The sequence below is a fragment of the Streptomyces sp. NPDC036815 genome (assembly GCF_055609205.1).
On record NZ_JBVJPW010000020.1, the window covers coordinates 22,517 to 45,942 of the forward strand.

Annotated in this window: 19 protein-coding genes; 5 read left to right on the plus strand and 14 right to left on the minus strand. The window is 73.3% G+C overall.

Annotation, left to right across the window (positions count from 1 at the left end; translation table 11 throughout):
- The first annotated feature begins 126 nt into the window (after positions 1-126).
- Positions 127-1,554 carry a xylan 1,4-beta-xylosidase gene (locus ACZ69I_RS30590; protein WP_470835808.1) on the plus strand — a complete coding sequence of 476 codons (1,428 nt, stop codon included), beginning with the start codon at positions 127-129 and terminating at the stop codon, positions 1,552-1,554.
- 118 nt (positions 1,555-1,672) lie between these two features.
- On the opposite strand, the gene ACZ69I_RS30595 is transcribed toward ACZ69I_RS30590, so the two are convergent.
- The 6 genes from ACZ69I_RS30595 to ACZ69I_RS30620 all read right to left on the minus strand — a co-directional run bounded on the left by ACZ69I_RS30595 (position 1,673) and on the right by ACZ69I_RS30620 (position 9,954).
- Complete coding sequence (locus ACZ69I_RS30595; protein WP_470835809.1) at positions 1,673-5,440, minus strand: lipopolysaccharide biosynthesis protein; 3,768 nt, start codon at positions 5,438-5,440, stop codon at positions 1,673-1,675.
- Positions 5,433-6,236 carry a polysaccharide deacetylase family protein gene (locus ACZ69I_RS30600; protein ID WP_470835810.1) on the minus strand — a complete coding sequence of 268 codons (804 nt, stop codon included), beginning with the start codon at positions 6,234-6,236 and terminating at the stop codon, positions 5,433-5,435. The genes ACZ69I_RS30595 and ACZ69I_RS30600 overlap by 8 nt, the downstream gene beginning before the upstream one ends.
- Complete coding sequence (locus ACZ69I_RS30605; RefSeq protein ID WP_470835811.1) at positions 6,233-7,234, minus strand: glycosyltransferase family 2 protein; 1,002 nt, start codon at positions 7,232-7,234, stop codon at positions 6,233-6,235. Before ACZ69I_RS30605 ends, ACZ69I_RS30600 begins: the two co-directional genes overlap by 4 nt.
- Positions 7,231-8,064, minus strand: a complete 834-nt coding sequence (locus tag ACZ69I_RS30610) for a glycosyltransferase family 2 protein (protein WP_470835812.1) — start codon at positions 8,062-8,064, stop codon at positions 7,231-7,233. Before ACZ69I_RS30610 ends, ACZ69I_RS30605 begins: the two co-directional genes overlap by 4 nt.
- A gap of 362 nt (positions 8,065-8,426) precedes the next feature.
- Positions 8,427-9,527, minus strand: a complete 1,101-nt coding sequence (locus ACZ69I_RS30615; protein WP_470835813.1) for a GNAT family N-acetyltransferase — start codon at positions 9,525-9,527, stop codon at positions 8,427-8,429.
- Between the two features lies 1 nt (position 9,528).
- Positions 9,529-9,954: a hypothetical protein gene (locus tag ACZ69I_RS30620; RefSeq protein WP_470835814.1), complete on the minus strand. Its 426-nt coding sequence runs from the start codon at positions 9,952-9,954 to the stop codon at positions 9,529-9,531.
- 234 nt (positions 9,955-10,188) lie between these two features.
- Between ACZ69I_RS30620 and ACZ69I_RS30625 the strand changes: the two genes are divergently transcribed.
- Positions 10,189-11,010 (plus strand): SGNH/GDSL hydrolase family protein, encoded by an 822-nt coding sequence (locus ACZ69I_RS30625; RefSeq protein ID WP_470835815.1) that lies wholly within the window; start codon positions 10,189-10,191, stop codon positions 11,008-11,010.
- A gap of 7 nt (positions 11,011-11,017) precedes the next feature.
- On the opposite strand, the gene ACZ69I_RS30630 is transcribed toward ACZ69I_RS30625, so the two are convergent.
- The 4 genes from ACZ69I_RS30630 to ACZ69I_RS30645 all read right to left on the minus strand — a co-directional run bounded on the left by ACZ69I_RS30630 (position 11,018) and on the right by ACZ69I_RS30645 (position 17,432).
- Positions 11,018-12,691: a serine/threonine-protein kinase gene (locus ACZ69I_RS30630; RefSeq protein ID WP_470835816.1), complete on the minus strand. Its 1,674-nt coding sequence runs from the start codon at positions 12,689-12,691 to the stop codon at positions 11,018-11,020.
- Between the two features lie 31 nt (positions 12,692-12,722).
- Positions 12,723-14,360 carry a HoxN/HupN/NixA family nickel/cobalt transporter gene (locus tag ACZ69I_RS30635; RefSeq protein ID WP_470835818.1) on the minus strand — a complete coding sequence of 546 codons (1,638 nt, stop codon included), beginning with the start codon at positions 14,358-14,360 and terminating at the stop codon, positions 12,723-12,725.
- Positions 14,357-15,682 (minus strand): tetratricopeptide repeat protein, encoded by a 1,326-nt coding sequence (locus ACZ69I_RS30640; protein ID WP_470835819.1) that lies wholly within the window; start codon positions 15,680-15,682, stop codon positions 14,357-14,359. The genes ACZ69I_RS30635 and ACZ69I_RS30640 overlap by 4 nt, the downstream gene beginning before the upstream one ends.
- A gap of 187 nt (positions 15,683-15,869) precedes the next feature.
- Positions 15,870-17,432, minus strand: a complete 1,563-nt coding sequence (locus ACZ69I_RS30645) for a DUF4331 domain-containing protein (RefSeq protein WP_470835820.1) — start codon at positions 17,430-17,432, stop codon at positions 15,870-15,872.
- Positions 17,433-17,594: 162 nt separating this feature from the next.
- Here ACZ69I_RS30645 and sigK point away from each other — a divergent pair, with 162 nt between their 5' ends.
- Positions 17,595-18,191 (plus strand): ECF RNA polymerase sigma factor SigK, encoded by a 597-nt coding sequence (gene sigK / locus ACZ69I_RS30650; RefSeq protein ID WP_470835822.1) that lies wholly within the window; start codon positions 17,595-17,597, stop codon positions 18,189-18,191.
- Positions 18,192-18,419: 228 nt separating this feature from the next.
- Positions 18,420-18,689 (plus strand): hypothetical protein, encoded by a 270-nt coding sequence (locus tag ACZ69I_RS30655; RefSeq protein WP_361168343.1) that lies wholly within the window; start codon positions 18,420-18,422, stop codon positions 18,687-18,689.
- 145 nt (positions 18,690-18,834) lie between these two features.
- Here ACZ69I_RS30655 and ACZ69I_RS30660 read toward each other — a convergent pair whose 3' ends face one another.
- Positions 18,835-19,617 carry an ABC transporter permease gene (locus ACZ69I_RS30660; protein ID WP_470835823.1) on the minus strand — a complete coding sequence of 261 codons (783 nt, stop codon included), beginning with the start codon at positions 19,615-19,617 and terminating at the stop codon, positions 18,835-18,837.
- A 62-nt stretch (positions 19,618-19,679) separates the two neighbouring features.
- Positions 19,680-20,612 carry an ATP-binding cassette domain-containing protein gene (locus ACZ69I_RS30665; RefSeq protein WP_470835824.1) on the minus strand — a complete coding sequence of 311 codons (933 nt, stop codon included), beginning with the start codon at positions 20,610-20,612 and terminating at the stop codon, positions 19,680-19,682.
- Between the two features lie 63 nt (positions 20,613-20,675).
- Here ACZ69I_RS30665 and ACZ69I_RS30670 point away from each other — a divergent pair, with 63 nt between their 5' ends.
- Positions 20,676-21,419: a TetR/AcrR family transcriptional regulator C-terminal domain-containing protein gene (locus ACZ69I_RS30670; protein ID WP_470835826.1), complete on the plus strand. Its 744-nt coding sequence runs from the start codon at positions 20,676-20,678 to the stop codon at positions 21,417-21,419.
- 20 nt (positions 21,420-21,439) lie between these two features.
- Here the strand turns inward: ACZ69I_RS30670 and ACZ69I_RS30675 are convergent, their stop codons facing one another.
- Together ACZ69I_RS30675 and ACZ69I_RS30680 are read right to left on the minus strand one after the other, a co-directional pair.
- The gene (locus ACZ69I_RS30675; protein WP_470835827.1) at positions 21,440-22,642 is read right to left on the minus strand and encodes a type ISP restriction/modification enzyme; all 1,203 of its coding nucleotides are present in this window, start codon (positions 22,640-22,642) and stop codon (positions 21,440-21,442) included.
- A 25-nt stretch (positions 22,643-22,667) separates the two neighbouring features.
- Positions 22,668-23,417: a GntR family transcriptional regulator gene (locus ACZ69I_RS30680; protein WP_467680627.1), complete on the minus strand. Its 750-nt coding sequence runs from the start codon at positions 23,415-23,417 to the stop codon at positions 22,668-22,670.
- Positions 23,418-23,426 lie beyond the last annotated feature (9 nt).

Here is a 23,426-nt window from a genome sequence, read left to right on the forward strand (position 1 = left end):
GGCACGCACCCGCCGTCACGCATCAGATTTCCGCAGTGCGTCCCTTGTGTCCCGTTCCCGGAGCCGTCGCGGCCCGCCTCCCCGAACCCGCCCCACCGCCGACCGGCCCCGATACCCTGGTCCTTGATGGCACGTCATGGGTGGAATGCGCGCGTACGACGGTGGCGTCTCGTCGCCCTGCTCGGCGTCGGACTCGTCGTACTGGCCCTGGTGATCACACTCGTCGACACGCCGCCCGGCGACAGGGGCAGCACCGCGGGCACCACCCCCGACGGCGACAAGGTGTACGGCACCCCCGCCGTCCCGGCGGGTGCGGCGGAACCCCGGGTCGGCTGGGGCTTCACCCACACCCAGTACAGCGCGGACGACGGGGAGGACGCCGCCGTCGAGCGGGTCCGCGCCGAACTCGCGGGCCAGGGCCGGCCCGTCCCGCAGATCCAGCACATCATGGGCTGGGGCGCGGGCAACCCGGAGCCGGTGAAGGGGCGCTACGACTTCTCCGCCATGGACCGCCGGATGGACTTCGTCCGGGGCAGCGAGGGCACCCCCGTCGTGACGCTGTGCTGCGCTCCCGACTGGATGAAGGGCGGAAAGCCCGGCGCCGACAACACCGACTGGAGCCGCCCCTCCCTGGAGAAGGCCCCGGAGCGCGCCCACTACGAGGACTTCGCGAAGCTCGCCGCGACCGTCGCCAGGCGCTATCCCGACGTACGCCACTTCCTCGTGTGGAACGAGTTCAAGGGCTTCTGGAACGACGAAGAGGGACGCTGGGACTACGAGGGCTACACCGAGCTCTACAACCTGGTCTACCGGGAGCTCAAGAAGGTCGACGAGGACATCCTGGTCGGCGGCCCCTACCTGGTCATGGACAGCGTGGACCCGCGCAGGACCGAGGGCGTGGCGAAGGAGCCGAAGGGACCCTGGGGCCGAATGGACCAGCGGCCCCTCGACGCCTTCGACTACTGGAACAAGCACAAGGCGGGCGCCGATTTCGTCGTCGTCGACGGCGCCAGCTACACCGCGGACGACGAGTTGCTCCCGGACGAGTTCAGGGCCACCGACAAGTTCACGGCCGTCGGCACGTGGCTGCGCGCGCGGACCGGTGGCCTTCCCCTGTGGTGGGCCGAGTACTACGTGGAGCCGGGCGACAGCCAGGACGACCGCGACGACTGGTCCGAGGCGCACCGCGTCGCCGTCCAGGCGTCCGGGCTGATGGCGATCGCCCGGGGCGGCGCCACCAGCGGCTTCTACTGGAACCCGCAGAAGAGGAACGGCACGGCCTGCGCGGGCTGCCTCTGGACGTCCACCCGGGTGCCCGAGGGCGGCGCCGCGCTGCCGATGCTGCGGCTCGTCGAGCGGTTCGGCAAGGAGTTCGGCCCCGGCACGCGGTACGAGAAGGTGCCGGTCGCCGCGGACGACCGGCCCGACGTCCGAGTGCTCGCCGACGACGAGGCGGTCCTCGTGGTGAACACCCTCGACCGGCAGATCGGCGCGGAGGTCGACGGGCAGCGGTTCGGGATGAAGGGGTACGAGGTGAAGTGGCTGAAGCGGTGATCGCCGCACCCGCCGCCTGACCGCCGCACCCCCGCCGCCTGACCCCCGTACCCCCGCCGCTTGGCCGCCGCACCCCCCCCGCCGATCCCCCACACCCGGGCCGCGCCCGCCCCCGTGCTCACGCCATCGTCGAGAACCGCTGGACCAACGACGCCAGCAGCACAGCGAGCAGCGGCAGTGAGAACCAGAAGCTGCTCTGCAGCCACCGCTGCTGCCGCACGCTCGGCGCCGCGGCGACCCGCACCAGCTCGCGCGCCCCGAGCAGCAGAAGGAGGGTGACGGCTGCGAAGCCGCCCACCACCGACCACGGCGTCCAGGTCACCCTCGGCCCGACGGGCCCCGGATCGGGCTTCGCGACCGGTCCTTCCGGCTGCTCGGTCAGCCGGTAGATGCTCGCGTCGTCGTTGGTGAAGACCTTCTGGAGGTCCTCCCGGTCGTCCAGATTGCGCAGGAGCCGAGGCTCCCACGTCGAGGAGTACCCCGCGTCCATCCGCAAGTAGGTCGTCTGGCTGCGGTTGATCATCAGGTAGGAGTGCGGGCCCGCGTCCTTCAGGGCCTTCACCAGGCCGGACACCAGGACGGGGTCGGCGGGCGCGAGCGTGGGGACGTACTCCACCTTCTCCATGTCGCGAGCGCCCCACGGCATCGCGGGGGTCACGTTGTCGACCGTGTCGTCGCTCATCCAGAGCAGCCGCACCGTCGGGTCGTCGTGCGCGTACACGTACTCCATCGCCGTGACCTCGCCGGGGCGGATCCGTTCGAAGGGCTCGTTGCCCCAGCGGGCCACGAGGAAGCCGCACAGCAGGACGAGACCGGCAAGGAGCGCGGCCAGCGGCGCGAGGCTCACCCGGTCGCGGTCGCGCTCCTCCGGCGTCGCGCCCGTGCGCGGGAACAGCGCGAGCCCCGCGAGCAGGGCGGCGCCCGGCAGCGCGAACATGAAGACGCGCAGGGCCATCTCGCCGCCGTACGACTGCATGCCGAAACCGAGGAACGGCACGAAGGTGAGGACGAGGAGCGAGCGTTCGCCGTACTGGTGGAAGCGCCGCCGCCACCAGCCCCAGCAGGCGCACGCCATGACGCCGCCCGCCAGCGCCACGCGCGCGTAGAGCACGAGCCGATGCGACGAACTGCCGTCCTCGATCCGCCCGGAGACCGACGAGGACACATTGCCGCCGACCCCGCCGACCCCGCCGAACAGGTCGTCGAAGTGCCCCGACCAGTAGGGCTCGGCGAGGAAGCCCAGCCATACGACGACGAGCACGCCGAAGAGCAGCGGCAGGCCGCGCAGCTCGCAGCGGCCGACCAGGACGAGCACCGTGAGGACGCCGAGCATCACGAACGGCGTCAACTGGTGCGCGGGCACCGTCCCCGCGAAGAGGACCATCAGGACCAGGAGCAGGACCGCGCGCTCCCCGCGGCCCGTCGGTTCGACCTCGCTCTCGCCGGGACGGCGCTCGGCCCACAGCACGCGCGGGGCGCGGAACCACACCAGGAGGATCGCGACGAAGGCGATGTAGAGCAGATACGTGAAGCCCTGCGGGGAGAAGTAGTCCTGGCCGACCCAGCCGCTCAGAACGAAGATCCACAGGCCCGTCCACTGGGCGCGCCAGGACGCCCGCAGGGAGCGTACGAGCAGGAACATCGGCGCCAGGTAGAGCAGTTGCACGGCCGTCGGCCACCAGCGGATCACCTCGGTCAGATCCGTGACGCCGCAGGCCTTCGCGACGAAGGCGGCCGCGGCGAAGAAGCCGGGCCAGCTCCAGCGCGCGTCCAGGTCGGGCACCGCGGAGCCCGTCCGGTCGATGTACTCCAGGAAGCCCAGGTGCTGCCAGGCCGTGGCGAACCGGGGCTCGGTCTCGACGACCGCGGGCAGCGCGTGCAGGGACACCACGGTGGCGAGCAGCGTCAGGAGCAGCAGGCTCTTGACCGGCCGGTCCATCCACAGCAGTGCGGCGAACACGATGACCAGGAGGGCGGCGCCGAGCAGCGTCGGCCTCGGCAGGACGGAGATCAGGCCGAGCCCGCCCATGTCGTCCAGGTCCTCCTCCCCGAGGCCGAGGACGGGCAGCCAGTACAGGGCGAGCGCGGCGACGAGGAGGAACGCCAGGACGAGGACGTGGCGGCGCCCGGCGTGCGGGGGAGCGGCGGGCGCCGGGACCGCGGTCGGCGGCACGGAGGCGTCCCGGCCCGGCGCCCCCGCCGGGGGCGTGGACACGGAAGAGGAGGGTGCGGCGGCCGGGGTCTTCAGCGCCCAGGTGGGCCGGTGGTCCGCGGGATCCCCCTCGCTCCGCGCCGCGGGCGTTCCGGCGGCGGGCGTGCCGGGGCCCGGCCGCACGTCGGGCCTGCGCTCCTGGTGTTCGAAGTCGAGCGGTACGGCGAGCTGGAGGGTGTCCGAGTCGAGCGACTCCCGCAGGGCCCACGCGGGGCCGTGCCGCTCCGTGCCCGCGGCCCGCGCCCGTACCCGCCCGACGGGTGCCTCCGGTGTCCCCAGATCGGCCAGGTCGCCGTCCGGCGCCGCGTCCTCGGCCGGTTTCGAGGGTGCCGCCCGCACCACCCGGTACAGCTGCGGCGCCGCGACGGCCACGATCACCGCCAGGCTGGAGACCTCCGCGATGCCCGCGCCGGTCAGCCCCGTGCGCGGCAGCAGGAGCAGCGTCAGGCCGAGCACCAGGACGCACAACAGGCCCTGCAGCCAGGCGATTCCGGAGGTCCTGCTCTGGGCGCGCCGCACCGCGAAGTACGTCTCCATGACCACCCGCAGCAGCGCCCCCACCGCGAACCAGCGCAGCAGCGGGGTGGCCGCGTCCGCGTACCCCTGCCCGAACACGCGCAGGATCAGCGGCGCGGCGAGGAAGAGGGTCCCGCACACCGGCAGCATGATCGTCGCCATCCGGCGCAGCGCCGAGCGGGTGTTGGCGGCGAGCAGCGCCGGGTCGTGCGCGCCCTCGACGGTCAGTGAGGCGCCCATGTTGATGGCGAGCAGGTTCACCGTGCCGCCGATGGTGGTGGCGATGTAGAAGTACGCGTTGTCGACCGAGCTGACCTGCGAGGCGACCATCACCGGGACGAGGTAGACCACGGCCAGCGAGAAGAGCGAGCCGGTGTAGTCGCCCGCCAGGAAGCGGCCGATCTCGCGCACCGTGGGCGGCCGCGCCCTGCCGTCGGTGGCCTCGACGTGCCGCGGCACCAGGCGCCGGAAGACCAGCCAGCCGAGCGGGATCACCGACACGAGGATCGAGGCGACCCAGGACACGAAGACGCCCGCGGTGGGGATCGCCGCGGCCACCGCGATGAGCAGCCCGAGCTTGGCGACGGAGAAGGCGGTGTTGCCGACGGGTACCCAGAGCGCATTGCGCAGCCCGGTCAGGACGCCGTCCTGCAGGGTGAGGACCGACCAGGCGACGACGGCGAGTACGAAGCCGACGCCGTGGACCGGCCCGTGCAGGAAGCGGTACGAGGGCCCCCACAGGTCCAGGGTGAGCAGGAAGACCAGCGCGGCGAGCGCCACGGCGACCGAACTGCCCGCGTACGTACGGAAGATGAGCTTTCCCGTGGCGCGGCCCGCGATGGGTATGAACCGTGCGAGGGCGCCGGTCAGTGTCACGGCGGTGAGCCCCGCGAGGAGCTTCATCGCGGCGATGGCGGCCGAGCCCTGGCCGACCGCCGACTCCGAGTAGTAGTGCGCGGCGGCCAGCCAGAAGCCCACGCCGAGCACGCCGGAGATGCCGGTGTTGAGCATCAGCGCGTACGCGTTGCGGAACAGCGGGCTCGGGCCGCCGCCCCGGCCCGGCAGGCGCAGGCGGGTCCGGCCGGACCCGGCGGCGGGCCGCCCTCCGGTGGGCGCGGGCCCGGCGACGCCGGCCCGGGCCGTGGTCGTGTCAGACACGGGTACGGATTGCCTTCCGGCGGATCTGTCGGGCTCTGCGGACCATGGCGTACCCCTTGGTCAGGGCGCGGTCCCGGGCGAAGTCACGGCCGATCGGGCCGCCGGTCACCAGCCGTTCGAACTCCTCGGCGCCGGTGGCGCGGCGCACGGTCACCCGCCGCAGCGCGTACGGGCCCTGGCCGCGGCGGGCCAGGCCGTTGCCGACGGCGAGCGCCTGGCCGTACCCCGTCTCGCGCACGCGCTCGCGCACCCGGCGGCTGGAGTAGCCGTACGGGTACGCGAAGGACGCGGGCCGGGTGCCCAGCTGGTCGGTGACGATGTCGCGGCAGCGCCGCAGCTCGAAGAGGAGCTCCTCGTCGGGCAGTTGGTCGAGCTCGGGGTGGGTGTGGCTGTGCCCGCCGATCTCCGCCCCCGCCGCGGCCAGCTCGCGCACCTGGTCCCAGTCGAGCATGCGGTCCAGGCCGCCTCCGGTGTCGTACTCCCCGCGCAGCCAGCCGGTGGACACGAACAGGGTCGACGCGAAGCCGTGCCGGGCGAGCACGGGCAGCGCGTGCCGGTGCACCCCTTCGTAGCCGTCGTCGAAGGTGATCAGTACGGGGCGGCCGGGCAGCGTGCGGCCGGACGAGCGCCAGGCCGCGGCGAGTTGGGAGGCGGTGAGCGGGGTGAAGCCCCGTTCGCCGAGCACGTCCATCTGGTGCGCGAAGGCGTCGGGGGAGACCGAGAGGCCGTGCGTCGCCTCGTTCGGCGCGCGGGCCACGGAGTGGTACATCAGTATCGGCACGGCTTCCGTGCTCATGCCGCGGCCCCCTCGCGGCCCGCGCCCTCCCCGATCCGCGCGACGGAGAACGCGGCGTTTCCCCTGCGCGCGCGGACGCTCCCGAGTACGTACCCCCCTGCCGCGGTGAGCACGCCCGTCACGATGGCACCCGCGCGCCCCGCGCCGCCCGGGCGGCCGAGCACCGCGTCGCGCAGGCCGCGGCCGATGCCCGCGGGCAGCACGCGCGTGGTGTAGCGGCGCTCGGACTCCAGTCCCTTGCCGGCGCCGACGCTCCGGGCCACCAGCGCCTTGGAGAGGCCTTCCGCGTACGCCCTGGCACGGAAGTAGCGGAACGCTTCCCGGGCGGCCGGCACCCGGTGGTGGATCACCGAGCGGTCGTCGATGAGCAGCACCGCGTCCGGCCGGGCGCGGGCGAGGCGGATGCAGAACTCGGTCTCCTCGCAGCCCAGCGGGCGCTTGTCGCCGTCCCGTCCGATGCCGGTGGCGAAGCCGCCCGCCGCGTCGAAGGCGGTGCGCCGGAACGCGGCGTTGCCGCCGAGGACGTTGCGCACGCGGACCCGGCCCGGGGGCAGTCCCCGGTACGTGCAGCCGACGACCCAGTCGAACTCCTCGGGGAACCAGGCAGGCCGCCCGCCGGACTCCCACGCGGGCAGGGTGCGGCCGCCGACGGCGAGGACCCGCGGGTCCTCGAACGCCTCGGCGAAGTGCCGCAGCCACTCCCGCTCGGCGACGGCGTCGTCGTCGAGGAAGGCGATGAACTCGCCGCGGGAGGCGGCGATCCCGGTGTTGCGGCCGGCCGAGAGGCCGCGGGGGCCCGCGTTCGCGAGCACCCGCACCCCCTCGTCCTCCTTGTACTCCTCGGCCAGCCGGTCCAGGAGCGGGAGGTTGTGGTCGACCACGAGCAGGGTCTCCAGGGCCGCCAGGGACTGCGCGCGCACCGAGGACACCGCCGCGAGGATGTCCGCCCAGCGGTCCTCGGTGTACACGCAGACGACCACGGAGATCTCCGCGCTCAAGACACCTCTCCCCGGCCGGTGCCGAGGGGGAGCCCCCGCGCGCTCCTGCGCCGCGCGCCGCGTCTGCCGCGGTGGGAGCGCTCGCTGAGGATCACCTTCAGTACGCGGATGCCGTCCCGGACGGCTCTGAGGTTGCTGGTGCCGTGGATCCGCAGGTACTCGTGGCTCGGGATCTCCTGCACCTTGAGGCCCGCCTTGACGACCCGGATGTTCATCAGGGTCTCGACCTCGAAGCCGGTGCAGTCGAGCTCTATCTTGTCCAGGCAGTGCCGCCAGAAGGCGTTGTAGCCGTAGCAGAGGTCGGTGTAGCGCGCGCCGAACTTGGTGTTCACGACGGAGCACAGGACGTGGTTGCCGAGCTTGCGGATCGGCGTCATGTCGTCGGTGCCGCCGCCGTTGGCGAACCGCGAGCCCTTGGCGAAGTCCGCGCCGGAGACGAGGGCGCAGACGTAGGAGACGATCTCCTGGCCGTCCGCCGAGCCGTCCGCGTCGACCATCACGATGATGTCGCCCGTGCACGCGGCGAAGCCGGTGATCAGCGCGTCGCCCTTGCCCTTGCCGAGCTGGCGCACGACCTTGACGTCGGGCCGCAGCTCGCGGGCGACGGCCACCGTGTCGTCGGTGGAATTGCCGTCGACGAGAACGACCTCGTGGATCCATTCGGGAAGTGTCTTGAACACGTACGGAAGATTCTCCGCTTCGTTCATGGCGGGTATCACGACACTCACCGGCGGCGTGATCGCCAAATGCGTGGAGATCGGCCGGTAGTTTCTGGCGATCTTTTTCGACGGGTCCTGTCCGGCGTCTGCCGGGCGCACGGAATAACTCATGAGTCCGGTGATCCCTCTCGTCCGGTGGACGGCCCGCCCCCGGGCAGTCCGGTCGTTGATCCGGGTCGAAAGGGGGGTTCGCACGTGAGCATGACGAAATGGGTCTCCGTGCATGCCGAGTGAGCTGGCACAGCGCGGGACGTGTCTCGGCCGACGAGCGGTCACCGAGCACGGCACCCCCCTACCGCGCCCCGCACCGGCCCCATCGCGATCTTGAGCCCTCCCCTGGATCGCATGGCGTGATGGGCCGTTGCGGGTGGATGTACGACGGTATTGATGATTGGGACTGTATGGCAAGACCTGGAACGTGGTCTCACGTTTTTCACGATTTGGGTCATCTATGCGATCACATTCGGACCGTCCTATATCCGGCCCCTGGATCGAATTCGGCCCATGTGCTTGAGCAGTTTGTCGGCCGGTTCGAATAATGCCGGTCTGGATTGCACGGTGTTCCGCAACGCCCTGACCGGGGCACGGCGTGCCAGGTGTCCGAACGCCACCGGATGACGGAGTGCCACCCACCCCTCGGACACGGTGAGTTCGCGTGTCTTGAGGGAGTCCTTGTACGTCTTGTGGCCGCGGCCGAGATCGAGATACGCGACGCCGTCGGAGGCGGCGGCCTCGGCCATGCGCAGATGCAGGACCAGGCCCGGCGAGTACTTGGCGTACGCCGGGTCGTACGCCGGGAACCAGCATGCGAGGATCCGCTCGGAGCGCAGCCCGAAGTGCGCGGCGACCGGCACGTCCCCGGCGTAGAGGACCGACAGGAGCCCGGCGAACGAGTCGGAGCGGGTGTGGAAGAGCCGGCGCACCAGGCGGACGATCCAGGGGTGCGCGAAGCGGTCGCTGCGGCCCGTCCTGCGGTACTGGGCGGACTTCCAGCGCATGAGCGTGGCGAGGACCCGGGGGTCGCGCTCGTCGTGCACATAGCGCACGGGACCGTGGTCGCGGCCGAGTCTGCGCTCCTTGGCCAGCGTCGAACGGGTGAACTTCGGTGACTGTGTGCGGAGTTGTTCGAGATAGGCCGCGTACCCCCGGTCGATGTCCATGACGGGTGAGGGGAAGGAGCCGGAGGCGCTCGCCTCGAACGGCGCCTGCCCGCCCACCAGGTGGTCGAATTCCCACACGGTCAGTCCGCAGGCGCGCAGGAACTCCCTGGCGTCCCAGTCGAAGCCCGGCCGGTGCACGAGGCCCTGGCAGTCCGAGACGCCGAGGCCGATCGCCCGGCCGACACCGCCGGCGGATCGCTGGAAGGGGAGGAACGCCGCGGGCTCGTCGCCCTCGCGCACGACCGCGATCCGCACCCCGCGCCGCTCGTGCGCCGTCGCGAGGGCGAACTCGGGGGAGAGGAAGGGGTTGGCGAGCCCGGCCGGTCCTTCGAGGTGCGCCTTGGACTGCAGGGAGGTCCACGCCGCCCGGTCGGCGGCGGTGAGGTCGCCGGGGCGGTGCACGGTGAGGGCCACGTCAGGAAGTCCACCTTCTCGCCGGACGGCGGCGCGGACGCCGTATCGCTGTCGGCAGCAGGATGAGCGCGCTGACCGCGGCGACGACGGCGACGCCGCCGCGCACCGACCACACGTGCAGCGCCAGCATGCCCTGCGCCACGAGCAGGTCGACCGCGACGGCTCCGGACGCGGCGGCCACGGCCCGGCCCCACGGTGTGAGGGCCCGCAGCGCGGCGCCGATCGCGGCGCCCGGCGCGGCGAGCAGGAAGAAGAGGGTGAAGGGGGCGCGCAGCGGCGACGCCAGGTCGACGAGCGCGAGCATCGCCCCGACGGCGCCCACCGCGACGGCCGCGCCGGCGAGCAGCGGCAGCAGGTCCTGCTGGGTGTCGTGCCCCGGACGATGGCCCGTGTCCGCGGCCGGTGCCGTGTTCCCGATGGTCTGCATGGGCGACTTTGCCCCCCGAAGCGCCGGATGCCGGGCTTCAATGTCGCGCAGGCCCGGACGGCCCGTCAAGACGCGGAGGGGGCGTGCAGATGTTCCCCGCCATACCCCGTAAGTGTTGGTGAACTCCCCGCGTGGGCAAGCCAATTGTGCAGGAAGTTATTGACATGGACACTATCGACGGCCGGGAGCGCGTGCTACCACGGTCGTGGCAGAAACCCTGCTAAGGGAGGTTCCATGAAATTGTCCGGCATCACGGCATACATGTCCTCGCTCCTCCTCGCGGCCGCCTTCGCCCTCACCGGCGCGGCAGCGGCCCACGCGGACCAGTCGACCGGCCAACGGGCCGCGGCTACCGGCTACGTGGCCCTCGGCGACTCCTACTCCTCGGGCGTCGGCGCGGGCAACTACGACAGCGCCAGCGGGAACTGCAAGCGCAGCACCCGCGCCTACCCCGCCCTGTGGGCGGCCGCCCATTCACCCTCGAGCTTCAACTTCGTGGCGTGCTCCGGCGCTCGTACGGGTGATGTTCTCTCGGGCCAGCTCGGCCCGCTGGGCTCCGGCACCGGGCTCGTCTCGATCTCCATCGGCGGCAACGACGCGGGCTTCGCCGACGTCATGACGACCTGTGTGCTGCAGTCCGAGAGCACCTGTCTGGCCCGCATCGCGACGGCGCGCGCGTACGTCGACTCCACCCTCCCCGGCAACCTCGACAAGGTCTACGACGCGATCAGCGCCAAGGCACCCTCCGCCCACGTCGTGGTCCTCGGCTACCCCCGCTTCTACCAGCTGAGCGGCAGCTGCCTCGCCGGTCTCTCCGAGCGCGAGCGGGCCGCCATCAACGACGCCTCCGACTACCTCAACACGGCCACCGCCAAGCGGGCCGCGGACCACGGCTTCACGTTCGGCAACGTCACGTCCGCCTTCGCCGGGCACGAGATCTGCTCGGGCAGCCCCTGGCTGCACAGCGTGAACTGGCTCAACATCGGCGAGTCCTACCACCCCACCGCCGCCGGCCAGTCCGGTGGCTACCTTCCCGTGTTCACCCAGGCCGCCTGACCCCGGCCTACGCGTCCGGCGTGTAGGAGCCCCCGTCCGTCGGGGTCTCCTGCTCGCAGGTCACCGTGTACGCGACCGCGTTCGACGTGGTCTTCACGGGGCTCCGCACCTGGACGCCGATCGAGTTCTCATACGTCCCGCCCCCGGTGTCGTACGCGGTCTCGACATGGTTGACCTGCCGCGTCCTCCCGCCGCCCGAGCCGAACGACAGCGTCTTCCAGCCGGGGTCGCCCGACCTGCCGGACCGTGTCACCCAGCGGTACTGCACGGTGGCGGGGACGCGCCCCACCGTGAACGTCGCCGTGAACGAGGGCGCCTGACCCGGCGTCGGCGGGCACGCGCCCTCGTAGCGGGTGTGCGCACCGGAGACGTACACCTTCACCGTCTGGGCGGGCGGGGCCGAGGTGCCGCCGTGGCCGCCGCTCCCGCCGTTTCCCCCACCGCCGCCGCTCGTGGCCTTGCCGTTGCCGCCGTCACCGTCCGACGAGCTGTCCGAGCCGCCCCCGGACGAGCCGTTGCCCGGGTCCTGCGACGCGCTGCTGTCGCCGCCCTGACCGCTGGCCGACCCGCTGCCGCCCTCGCTGCTCGAAGAGCCGTCATCACCCCCGTCGTCGCGGTTGACCAGGGCGTACGTGATCCCGGCCAGTGCGAGCGCCAGCGCGACGAGCCCCGCGACCAGGGCGGCCACCGCGCGGCGGGACCGGGCGGGGCCGGTCGTCGTGGTGGATGTGGTGGACGCCGTCGACGGGGGCGGGGAGACGGGGAAGGGGGCGGGCGGCGTCGGCCCGGGCGGCGGCCGCTCGGCCGTGGTCGTCGGCATGTAGGGGAGGGGCGTCCCGGCGCGCGGGGTGCCGCCCGAGGCCACGGCCCGCAGGTCGCTCTCGGCGTCGGCGGCCGACAGCCGCTCGGCCGGATCCTTGCGCAGCAGCCCCTCGATGACCGGGGCGAGCGGACCTGCGCCGCGGGCGGGCGGCAGCGGCTCGTCCACGACCGCGCGCAGCGTGCTCAGCGGGGTGTCCTGGCGGAACGGCGAGCTGCCCTCCACGGCGGCGTACAGCAGGACGCCGAGCGACCACAGGTCGGAGGCGGGCCCGGGGTGGTGCCCCAACGCCCGCTCCGGGGCGAGGAATTCGGGCGAGCCGATGACCTCGCCGGTCATCGTCAGCGCCGAACTCCCCTCGACCTGGGCGATCCCGAAGTCGGTGAGGACGACGCGGCCGTCGTTCGCGATCAGTACGTTGCCGGGCTTGACGTCGCGGTGCAGGACCCCGGCGTCGTGGGCGGCGCGCAGGGCGGCGAGGACCTCGGCGCCGATGTGGGCGGCCCGCCGCGGGGACAGCGCGCCCTCGGCCTCCAGCACGTCGGACAGGGAGAGGCCGCGCACCATCTCCATCACGATCCACGGGCGGCCGCCCTCGCTCGCGACGTCGTAGACGGTGACCACATTGCGGTGGGGGATGCGGGCGGCGGCCCAGGCCTCGCGCTCCAGGCGCGCGTACAGCCGGTCGACCTCGGCCGCCGGGAGACCGGCAGGGGCGCGCACCTCCTTGACGGCCACCTCACGCCCGAGGATCTCGTCACGGGCCTGCCACACGGTGCCCATGCCGCCTTCGCCCAGGGGGGCGAGGAGGCGGTAGCGCCCGGCGATCACGCGCTCTGGCTGGTTCACGGGCGCCCCCATCCGCAGCGGTGAGATTCTCGACAAAAGTAGCTCAACCGAGCGCGGTTGCGGCCCCCTTGAGCACCAATCCACACCCGAGGGCGAGGACGACGCAGGCGGAGCCGAGCGGCAGGAACCGCCGGGCGCGACGGCTCGGCCACCCGGGCCCGAGGCGCCGCCCCGCGAAGGACCCCACGCGGACCACGAGGAACCCCGCGGCCGACAGCGTGACGGCGAGCCCCACGCCGTACGCCACCACGAGCAGCAGCCCGAACCAGGCCTCGCCGAGCGCGGCGGCGCCGACCAGGACGACGACGGCGGAGGGACTGGGCACCAGGCCCCCGGCGAACCCGAGGAAGAGCATGCCGCGCAGGCTGCCTCCGGAGGAGTGGGGGTGGGAGTGAGAGCGGGGATGGGGGTGGGAATGGGGATGGGGGTGGATGTGGGAGGCGTGGGAGTGGTGCGCGTGACTGTGGGGGTGGGCTGGGTCGTGTTCGGGCCCGTGGCCGTGCCCGTGGTCGTGCCCGTGCCCGTGCCCGTGCTCATGGCCGTGGTCGTGCCCGTGCCCATGTTCCGCACCCCGCCCCCACGCCCGCCCCCGCCCCCACGCCCGCCCCCGCCCCCACGCCCGCCCCCGCCCCCACGCCCTGCGCACGAGCAGCACGCCCGCTCCCGTCACCAGCACCCCGCTCGCCACGCCGAGCCAGGCGACCACCGAGGGTGCCGCGGCCGAACCCCCGCTCACCAGGAGGCCGAGGGCGAGCACGCCCAGCGTGTGCGTCACCGTCACGGAGGCGGCGAGCGGCAGTACGTCACGGGCGCGGGCGCGGCCGCGGGCCGCCGCGGTGGCGGCCATCAGCGTCTTGCCGTGCCCGGGGGCGAGCGCGTGCAGGGCCCCGAGGAGCACGGCGGTGCCGAGGGCGAGCGCCGCGAAACCGAGGGTGAGGGGGTGGCGTCCGACGAGCCCGGTCAGGGCCTGTGTCCACCGGTCGGCGCCGCGGGGCAGCACGGCGGCGATCCCGTCCTCTTCCGCCGTTCCGGCATCGGCGAGGGCCGGGCCACCGGGCGTGATCCGCAGCGACGCGGACACGGTGTCGGGCGGCGCGGAGAGCAGGCGCTTCGGGTACCGGGTGAGCCGCTTCGACGCGGAGGTCTCCGGTACGTCGGAACGGGCGAGGGTCATCCGGTCGCCGCGGGCGGTGATCTCGCGCCAGCCGGTCCTGTCGTCCGCCGCGCCGCCGCGGAACCGTACGGTGACCGACTCGCCCCGGGGCAGCGCGGTGCTGAGGGCGCACTCGACGCGGAGCGTGTCGAGCCCCGCCTGACCCGGGCGGGCGCGGACCCGCGCGGTGCCCACGGCGAGCTCGGCGGGCCGCCCCGCGACGCTGACCCGGGTGGTGTCGGCGGCGTCCCGGCAGCGCCGGCGGGCCCAACTGCCGCGGCCCGCCTCGCGGATGCGGGGCGCCGCCTGGGCGGCCGGGATCTCGGCGAGGTCCTCCACGTGGTCGACCTTCAGACGGCCCGGCTCCGCCACCAGCCCGTCGTAATGGCTGACGGTGAAGTTGTTCAGGGGGTGGGCGTGCGCGGTCCCGGCGGGGGCGCCCAGAGCGAGGGCCGCCCCCAGCGCCGCGGCCGCTCCCAGGAGCCGCGTGAGCCTGCGTCCGCTCCCACTTCTCGTCCGGAGCCTCATGGCGCACCGCCCCCGAGCGCCCGCAACGTCGCGCGCGCCTCGCGTGAACCCAGCGGCGAGAAGCCGGGGTTCAGCCGCAGCGTCGCCTCCAGCGACCTCCGGGCGGCCCGGTCGGCTCCGGTGGCCCGCTCGATCATCCCCCGGTGGAACAGGAAGGACGCCTCGCGGAACCCCGTCCGCGTGGCCCGCCGCGCGTACGGCAGTGCCTCCTCGTCCCGGCCGTTCACGTGCAGGGCCCACGCCAGGGCGTCGGCCGTGTGCACCGTCCGGCGCCGGTTCCACTCCGCCCGCGCCGCCCGCAGGGCGACCGCCCGGTCCCCGTGGTCGGCCTCGGCGAGCGCGGTGTCCAGATCCGGGTCGACCCCGTTCGCGCGGGCCAGCGCGACCCACGTGTCCACGAGGCGGTACTGCTCCCGGGCCCGCTCGGTGTCGCCCCGCGCCTCGTACAGCTCGCCGAGCGCGAGCACCGGTCCCGGGAGCGGCTGCCGCTCCACGACCGTCCGCAGTCCGGCGACCGCCGAGGCAGTTTCGCCGCGGGCCGCCCGGGTCCGGGCCCGGCACTCCAGGGCGGGGAGATAGTCAGCGTCGGCCCGTAGCGCGGCCCCGCAGTGCCGCAGCGCGGAGCGGTAGTCGCCCTGGCGCCACGCCAGTTGACCCAGCGCCGTCGACACGTACGCCACGTCTCCCGGCGCCGTCGCCCCCGCCAGCGCCCGCTCCAGGACGCGTCGCGCGGCCGTGACATCGCCGCGCAACTCCCGTACGTACGCGTACCGTGTGAAGACGGGGACCCCGGGCCGTCGCGCGTCCGCCTCGTCGGCCGCGCGGGACGCCGCGCCGTACCGTCCGAGCTCCACCAGGGCGTCGATGCGGGTGGCCAACGCCCGTTCGCTGTAAGGGTTCTCGGCGAGGGCGGCGGTGGCGTGGCGCAGGGCGCCGCGGAAGTCGTGCCGGGCGGCGGCCACCGCGGCGCGCCCCGCGAGCGCCGCGTCGTTGCCGGGGCGCAGCTTCAGCGAGCGGTCAAGGGCGCGGTCGGCGGCGCCGTAGAGAGCGGGGTCGCCGCGGGTGCGGGCCTGTTCCACGTAGGCCGTGCCGAGCGTGGCCCAGGACACGAAGTCCTTCGGCCGGGTGCGCAGGTGGGCCCGGAGCGTGTCCACGCCCCGGTCCAGGTTCCCGCCGCGGAGCGCGTCGGGCGCCGGTACGGGCCCGGTGGCGACGGCGGGCCGCTCCGTCCCCTCGTCGGCGCCGAGCACGACGGCACCCGCGGTGAGGGCGAGCGAGAGGGCGGCGACGGCCACGGCGTTCCGTACGGAGTTGCGTTTCATGGGAGCGACCTGACTTTCCGGATGACGGACGAGCCGGACGGGGCCCGGAACGGATGGCGGCGCGGCCCGCGGGAGGAAGCGCCGCGGGCCGCGCCCGTTCGGGGCGGGCAGCCGGTTCCCGGCTGCGGAGTGGGTCCGCCGGTGCGGCGGACCGGTGGTGCGGACCGGTGGTGCGGAGCGGCGGCTCTCAGGAGATCCCCGCGGCCGTCCGCCGCCGGGACCGCCACCAGCCGAGGCCAAGCGCCACGAGGAGCACTCCCGCGGCCCCGGCCGCCGCGGAGGCGATGAGGACCGTGTCGTCGGAGTCCCCGGACGAGGACGGGGAGGACGGGACGGAGGCGGGCGGTACGGCCCCGCCCGCGAGGGCGTCGCGTGCCGAGGTCCCGTCGGCGCCCCCGCGGGCCAGCGGACCGCGCGAGCCGGAGGTGGGCAGTGCCAGGTAGGGGAAGGTCCCGCCGAACGCCTGGTCGTTGGCGTTCACCGCGTCGCCCAGGTCGTTCTTGGCCCCCACGAGTTCGCCCGCGACCGCCTGCAGTTCGATGTCGACGACGTCGTCGGCGAGGCGCCGCCCGTTCGGGAAGCCCGCGTTGTCGCCGTCGAGGACGCCGAGCCGCTTCGGATCGGCGGCCGGTTTGACGGAGGTGTTGAGGCGCAGCGCCTCCGCGGGGCGTACGCCGGGCGGCTGGTTGAGGCCCTGCACGCCGGTCAGGAAGACGGAGACCAGATCCTTCCTGGGCTCGGCGGGTGCCTTCACGCCGTAGAACTTCTCGAGCAGCTTCGCCAGCTCGGGCTTCTGTACGTAGGGGAGGAACTGGGCGTCGTCCCACGGCGCGGAGGCGTTGAACCTGTCCTTGTCCCGCAGCGGCACCACGACCTCGTTGACCAGCGGGTTGCCGAGCCGGGAGACCTGCGTCCAGTCGCCTCCGGCGTTCTTGCGCTCGGTCGTCGACCAGATGCCCACCGTCGGCTGCTCCTGCGACTGGCGTATGTCGGCGTTGGGCACCTGCAGCGCGACCGTGTTCACGTCGTAGCCCTTGAGCGTGTCCCGGCCGACCTCCGAGAGGTCGCCGCCGTACAGCAGATCGAAGACCCGCAGGTCGAGGAAGAAGGGATCGTCCGCCTGCCCGACGTACGACGTGCCGCCGCCCGCGACCTTGCGCACGGCCTGGTCGCGCAGCTTCTTGTAGTCGGGCATCGACGCCCTGCCCACCCGGGACGGCGCGATCGGCAGGCCGTCGGCGATCTTCCTGGTGGAGACGACCTTCTGGTCCTTCAGCTTCAGCAGGTCGATGTCGTACGTCTGTGTGATGTTGAGGTCGGGATCGTCGAGGGCCGTCACCGGGCCGGTGTTGTAAAGGAAGGTGTTCCCGTTCCTCACCTTGGTGTCGAACGTCCACCGGTAGAGCAGATCGCCCTGGCCGTCCCCGTCGCTGTCGATGTGGATGTCGTAGCGGGCGTCCTCGGGGAAGAGGTAGAAGTTCGGCCCGCCCGCGGGTTCCTCGAAGGGGATCCAGTTCGCGACGAGGGTCGTAGTGTCGGGCTTGTCGGGGCTGACGAACGCGTACACGTCCGTGTTGTCGTACTGCGGCTGCCCCGAGATCAGCGGGGCCTCCCGGTGGCTGGAGGCCCGGGCGGCCCCCGGCTCCAGCGCGCTCACCCCGGCGGCCACGAGCCCCCCGGCGGCGAGCGCGCCGCAGACCAGTGTGGCGAGGCCGCGGCGCCCCGCCCGTTTCTTGGTGATCGCTGTCATCGCATCCGTCCTCACGCGCCTGATGTACCTGACTGACACAGGCCATTCGGGGCCGCGCCGCGGGCGGATTGGGCCGATGTCGCGTCCCGCGCATCCACGGCGCCTGCCGCGCCGAATTCCTGGTGCCGGAGAGCCGGCGCGGAAGCGGGGGAGGGGGAACGGGTGGAGGCCGACACGTTGTTGCTACGGGTCGCCGAGGGGGACCAGGAGGCGTTCGAGGAGCTGTACGGACTGGTGTCCGGGCAGGTTTTCGGGCTCGTGCGCAGGGTGCTGCGCGATCACGCGCAGTCCGAGGAGGTGGCCCAGGAGGTGCTGGTCGAGGTCTGGCGGACCGCGCCCCGGTTCGATCCGGGGCGGGGCGGCGCCCTGTCCTGGATCCTGACGCTCACGCACCGCAGGGCCGTGGACCGGGTGCGCAGCGTGCGTGCGGCGCGGGAACGCGAGGCGCGGGCGGCCCGGTTCGGGGAGGGCCCCGCCTTCGACCACGTCGCCGAGGAAGTCGAGGCGACACTGGACCGCGAGCGGGTGCGGGGCTGTCTGTGCAGCCTCACAGACCTCCAGCGCCAGGCCGTCACGCTCGCCTATTACGACGGCTGTACGTACCGGGAGGTGGCCCGGCGCCTGTCCGTGCCCCTGGGGACGGTCAAGACCAGGATGCGGGACGGACTGCTGCGGCTGCGGGCCTGTCTGGAGATGTCGGCACCCGGTCCAGGGTCGTCGGCGGCCGTCAGGAGCGCGGGAAAACCGCACGTGAGATAGCCCACGTGCCCCGGTGTGCGCACGGTGCCCCCGCCGTCACCGGCGGCTGTGGGCGACCGTTGTCGGGGTGTATGTCCAACTCGCCCTGGAATCCCGCAGATCCGGAGAGTAATCGTCAACCTCCTTGTGGGGTAGGTGAATCCTGTGACCGGGATACACGTGTGTCATGACAGGGCGATAGGGTTAACCTGCCCTGGGCCGGGTGCCCTCGTACGGGTGGGGAGTGACATGGAACAGATAACGGTGCGCAGCAGGGCGCGTGTCCCTGCGATCACTTGTGGCAGCAGCGCGAGCAGTTCGCGTCTCGATCGTCATCTCTCGGTGCTGGGCGGCCCCGCCGTCCCGCAGCGCGAGTCGCACGAGGCGACACTGCTGATGCGCGAGCTGACCTCACGTGACGCCGCGCACGCCCGCAGCAGCAGGGGTGCCCGAGTGAGGCGAGTCTCGCTCTTCGCGCCGCTGCGCAGGCTGCGGCGTTCGCTGTTCGGCGGACGCTGACCGCGGGTGGTCCCCGGGACGGAACCGCCGCTCCGCGGCGGGTCTTTCCCACCCACCCCGCTCCACCCCGTCACTCATCACCACCACCCCCGACGACCCATGCCCTGAGCACACCCGGCTGAGGTCCGGCAGGCCCCGCCCGCTCTCAGTTCCCGCCGCGCGCGTACCGGCGCGCGGCGAGCGGTACGCACAGCGCGAGCAGCGCGAGCGACCAGAGGACCGATCCCGCCACCGGATGCGCCACCGGCCACGCCGCGTCCGCCGGGACGGGAGCGTTGCCGAACAGATCGCGTACCGCCGTCGCCACCGCGCTGATCGGATTCCACTCGGCGACCAGACGCAGCCCCGACGGCAGGTCGTCCGTCGGGAGGTACGCGTTCGACAGCAGCGGCAGCATGAACGTGGCACTGCCCAGCTGACTCGCCGCCTCCTCGCTTTGCGAGGCGAGCCCGAGCAGGATGCCGACCCAGGTGGTCGCGAACCGCAACAGCATCAGCAGCCCGAACGCCCCCGCCGCGGCCGTCGGCCCGCCCTCGATCCGCCACCCCATGGCCAGCCCGACGAGCGCCAGGGGCACGAACCCGGCCGCTGTGGTCACCAGATCGGCGAGCGCCTGGCCGAGCGGCACCGCCGCCCTGCTCATCGGCAGCGTCCGCAACCGGTCGAGCACGCCCCGGTGGGTGTCCTGGGCGGCCGTGAACATGCCGGTCATGACGCCGCCCGCGGCGGTCGCGACGAACATGCCGGGCACCAGGTAGGCCCGGTAGTCGGAGCCGGGCATCGCGAGGGCGCTGCCGAAGACGTAGCCGAAGAAGAGCAGGAAGACGATGGGCATCGTCTGGGTCATGACCAGGATCGCGGGGGCGTGCCGGACGCGCTGCAGGTGCCGGCCGAGCACGGCGGTGCCGTCGTGGAGGAGGGCGCTCATGGGGGAGATCTCCGGGGGTCGGGGGCTGGGTGTCGTGGGCGGGGCGGTGGGGGCGGTTCGCGTCACGGGACGAGCCGCAGGAAGACGTCGTCGAGGGAGGGCCGCCGCAGGCTCGCGTCGACGACGGGAACCCCCGCCGCGTCCAGTTCGCGGACGAGCCGGGGCAGCGTGAGTGCGGGGTCCGGGGTGACCACTCCGACGGTGCGGGACTCCGCGTCGAGCACCGGCTCCGCCCCCGTGAGCCGGTCGAGGACCGCCGCCGCGGCGGGCAGCGCCGTCTCTTGGTCGACGACGACCTCCGCGTAACTCCCGATCCGCGCCTTGAGCTCCGCGGGTGTGCCGCGGTGCGCGGCCCGGCCGCCGTCGATCAGCACGATGTCGTCGGCCAGCTGATCGGCCTCCTCCAGGTACTGGGTCGTCAGGAGCACCGTCGTGCCCTCGTCCGTGAGCCGGCGCACGGCCTCCCAGATGTCGTTCCTGCTGTGCGGGTCGAGGCCGGTGGTGGGCTCGTCGAGGAAGAGCACGGCGGGCCGGGTGATGAGGCTCGCCGCGAGGTCGAGGCGGCGCCGCATGCCGCCCGAATACGTGCGGACCGGGCGCCCGGCGGCCTCGGTGAGCCCGAACTGTGCGAGGAGTTCGTCGGTGCGGCCGCGCGGCGCCCGCAGCAGCCGCCCGAAGAGCCGCAGGTTCTCCCGCCCTGTCAGGTCGCCGTCGACCGACGCGTACTGCCCGGTGACGCCGATGTGCCGGCGCACCGCGGCCGGCTCCCGCACCACGTCGTGCCCGGCGACCCGCGCGGTTCCCGCGTCCGGCCTCCGCAGGGTGGCGAGCACCCGCACCGCGGTGGTCTTGCCCGCGCCGTTGGGGCCGAGGAGCCCGCAGACGGTGCCCTCGGCGACGGCGAGGTCCAGGCCGCACAGGGCGTCCACGGCCGCGGCTCCGGAGCCGAAGCGCTTCTCCAGACCCTCACTAAGTACAGCGTACGTAGAAGTCATGGCGGCGCGGTACCGCACTACGTACGCTGTACGTAACTAACATGGTGGGCGAGGTGATGATCCATGGCGGGCCGAGCGGCCACTCCCGAAGTGATCTGGGCGCGCCCCGAGCGTGCGGGCCGCGGCCCCCGGCCCGCGTACAGCAGGGCCGACATCGCGGCGGCGGCCGTCCGCATCGCCGACGCGGACGGCATCGACGCGGTGTCCATGCGGCGGGTGGCCGGTGAGCTGGGCTGCGGCACCATGTCGCTGTACAACTACGTACCGCGCAAGGAGGACCTCTACGAGCTCATGGTCGACGCGGTCAGCGGCGAGTACGAGCTGTCCGAGGAGGCCGTGGGTGGCGACTGGTACGCGGGGATGCTCGGCATCGGGCGGCAGGCCCGGGTGATCCTGCACCGGCACCCGTGGATGGTGCGCGTGATGTCGACGGTCCACGGCTTCAGCCCGAACGCGCTGCGCTACCTGGAGCACTGTTTCGGCGTCCTGGAGACCCTGGACGCGCCCCACGGCACCAAGATGGAGCTCATCGCGATGGTCAACGGCACGGCGCTGACCTCCGTGGCCAACGAGATCGCGATCGCCGAGCGCACCAGGGGCCTGCCGTGGTCGGCGGACCAGGAGCAGGAGGTGCGGTTCGCCTACCTGGCGGGGCAGTTGGCGGGAGGGGCGTATCCGCGGCTGTCGGCGATGCTGACGGGGGCGCCGCCGCCCGGAGGTGCGGACGAGAGCTTCGAGCGGGCGCTCCGCCGCCTCCTCGACTCGTTCCGGCCCGCGGCGCGGGAGGGTGCCGGGTCGGAAGGCTAGGGGGTGGCGGCCCACAGGACTCAGATCAACGCGAACTGCCCGTCCGGGCCCTCTTCGTGGTGGTCGAGGACCGAGGCGGGGCGCCGCGCGGCGTCGGGCACCGGCAGGACGCCCACCCCGCGCAGCTCGTCCTCGGTGAAGAGGGCGTCGAGGGATGACGCCAACTGAGTGCGCTCGGGCGCGAGTTCGGCGGTCAGGGCGAGCACCGTGATCAGTTCGAGCAGCTCGGACGTCCACGTCTGGGGCCACGTCGCGGGGCGGATCGCTTCCAGCGTCCCCGCCTCGGCGGCCTCCGTGCGCAGTGCGAACCAGCGCTCCACGACGCGCACACCGCTCACCTCGTACTCCCACGCCTCCCTCGGCACCGGTGAGATGACGCCCTCGTCGCCGACGAGCAGGATCTCCTCCTCGGCGTCGTACGCGAGGGCGGCGGGCCGGGCGGGCAGCGGGGCCCGGACGTACGGCCTGCGGCCGCCCGGCAGCTTCGGCCGCTCGCCGTTGCCGCGCAGCCGCAGCCTGAGCAGCCGCCTGCCGAGCTCCACACCCCGCGTCCAGGCGCCGGGGTCGCGGGTGAGCGGCACCCGGCAGCCCGCCGCCGACCCCGTGCCGACCGCGAGCACCCACGCGAGCAGGTCCCGGGCGGTGACCTCCTGGCCGAGCACCTCCGCCAGCCACCCGAGCAGCCCCGGCGCCACATTGGGTTCCAGGCCCCCGGGGCGGCGGAACAGCGGCCGGATCCGACCGGGCCGCCCGGCGGGCGAGCGCCCGTCCGGCAGTACCGCGGACGCGAGGACGGCCGGACCCGCGGTGCCGGGCACGTACCCCTGCTCCACGGCGAAGAGCTGGCCCTCGCCCGCCACCCGCCACAGTTCGGGGCGGGCGACGTCCAGGAGGCGGTGGTCGGGGATCAGCCACTGCTCGTCGTAGGGGCCGTGCAGGACGCGGACGGGCTCGGGGCAGGGGCCGCTCTCCCGGGCCAGGCGGCCCGTTCCGCCGTGGTGGCCGGGGAGTTGGGTGACCGCGGTGTGCAGGGTGCGGGCGCGCGTGGGGCGGAAGAGGGCCTCGCGGTCGTCGCCCCGGCTACGGACGAGGGCGTCCCAGCGGGCTTTCAGGGATGCGGCGTCCGGGCCCATCGGCCACCCGCGTCCCGGCCGGAGCGGTGCGACGGACCACGGCATGAGGTCCGCCAGCAGCGGCGCTTCGTCGTGCGTCACGCCCGGCATCGTACGACGTGTCCGCCCGGGTCCGTCACGTGGCGTCGAGCGTGACCGAGAAGGAGAAGCGGTCGCCGCGGTAGTGGATGCGGGCCACGTCCAGGGTCCGGCCGTCCTCGTCGTAGGTGATGCCCGTGTAGTGCAGGATCGGGCTGAGCAGCGGCACTTCGAGGAGCCGGGCGGTCTCCGGGTCGGCGAGCGTGGCCTCGACGGTGTCGGTGATGCGGCTGATGCGGACGCCCACCACGTCGCGCAGGACCTTCGTCATGGGCCAGCGCACGAGGTCGTCCGGCTCGATACGGGCGGCCAGTTCGGGGCGGACGTAGTTGCGGGCGTGGTTGGTGGGTTCCCCCGTCTTCTCGTCGCGGCGCAGCCGGTGGTACGTCGCCACCTCGGCCGAGTCCGGGAAGTGGACGGCGAGTTCGGCGGGGAGCGGGGCGGTGCCGTGGTCGAGGAGCCGCGTGGTCATGCCCGACTGCTGGGCCACGATCGCGTCGACCGAGCCGAGCAGGCGGACGGGCGAGCCGCGGTGCGCGCTCGGCTCGATGAAGGTGCCGCGCCGCCGGTGGCGGGTGATCAGCCCCTCGTCCTCCAGCTCCTTGAGCGCCTGCCGCATGGTCAGCACGCTCACGCCGTAGTGCCCCGCCAGCTGCTCCTCGGTGGGCAGCCGGAGCGGGGCCTCGGGAGTGCGGCCCAGTATCGAGGCGCGCAGCGACTGCGACACCTGGTACCAGAGCGGGAGTTTCCGATTCAGGACGATCGAGTCCGGGGCGAAAGCGGTCACGTCTCTCCG

What these genes read in the sequence shown, in the direction of transcription:
- ACZ69I_RS30660 (WP_470835823.1), bottom strand. Translation starts at nt 19,617, where the DNA reads ATGAGCGCCCTCCTCCACGACGGCACCGCCGTGCTCGGCCGGCACCTG.
- ACZ69I_RS30610 (WP_470835812.1), bottom strand. Translation starts at nt 8,064, where the DNA reads ATGAGTTATTCCGTGCGCCCGGCAGACGCCGGACAGGACCCGTCGAAA.
- ACZ69I_RS30675 (WP_470835827.1), bottom strand. Translation starts at nt 22,642, where the DNA reads ATGCCGGGCGTGACGCACGACGAAGCGCCGCTGCTGGCGGACCTCATG.
- ACZ69I_RS30600 (WP_470835810.1), bottom strand. Translation starts at nt 6,236, where the DNA reads ATGAGCACGGAAGCCGTGCCGATACTGATGTACCACTCCGTGGCCCGC.
- ACZ69I_RS30620 (WP_470835814.1), bottom strand. Translation starts at nt 9,954, where the DNA reads ATGCAGACCATCGGGAACACGGCACCGGCCGCGGACACGGGCCATCGT.
- ACZ69I_RS30635 (WP_470835818.1), bottom strand. Translation starts at nt 14,360, where the DNA reads ATGAGGCTCCGGACGAGAAGTGGGAGCGGACGCAGGCTCACGCGGCTC.
- ACZ69I_RS30645 (WP_470835820.1), bottom strand. Translation starts at nt 17,432, where the DNA reads ATGACAGCGATCACCAAGAAACGGGCGGGGCGCCGCGGCCTCGCCACA.
- ACZ69I_RS30655 (WP_361168343.1), top strand. Translation starts at nt 18,420, where the DNA reads ATGGAACAGATAACGGTGCGCAGCAGGGCGCGTGTCCCTGCGATCACT.
- ACZ69I_RS30640 (WP_470835819.1), bottom strand. Translation starts at nt 15,682, where the DNA reads ATGAAACGCAACTCCGTACGGAACGCCGTGGCCGTCGCCGCCCTCTCG.
- ACZ69I_RS30590 (WP_470835808.1), top strand. Translation starts at nt 127, where the DNA reads ATGGCACGTCATGGGTGGAATGCGCGCGTACGACGGTGGCGTCTCGTC.
- ACZ69I_RS30625 (WP_470835815.1), top strand. Translation starts at nt 10,189, where the DNA reads ATGAAATTGTCCGGCATCACGGCATACATGTCCTCGCTCCTCCTCGCG.
- ACZ69I_RS30630 (WP_470835816.1), bottom strand. Translation starts at nt 12,691, where the DNA reads ATGGGGGCGCCCGTGAACCAGCCAGAGCGCGTGATCGCCGGGCGCTAC.
- ACZ69I_RS30665 (WP_470835824.1), bottom strand. Translation starts at nt 20,612, where the DNA reads ATGACTTCTACGTACGCTGTACTTAGTGAGGGTCTGGAGAAGCGCTTC.
- ACZ69I_RS30670 (WP_470835826.1), top strand. Translation starts at nt 20,676, where the DNA reads ATGGCGGGCCGAGCGGCCACTCCCGAAGTGATCTGGGCGCGCCCCGAG.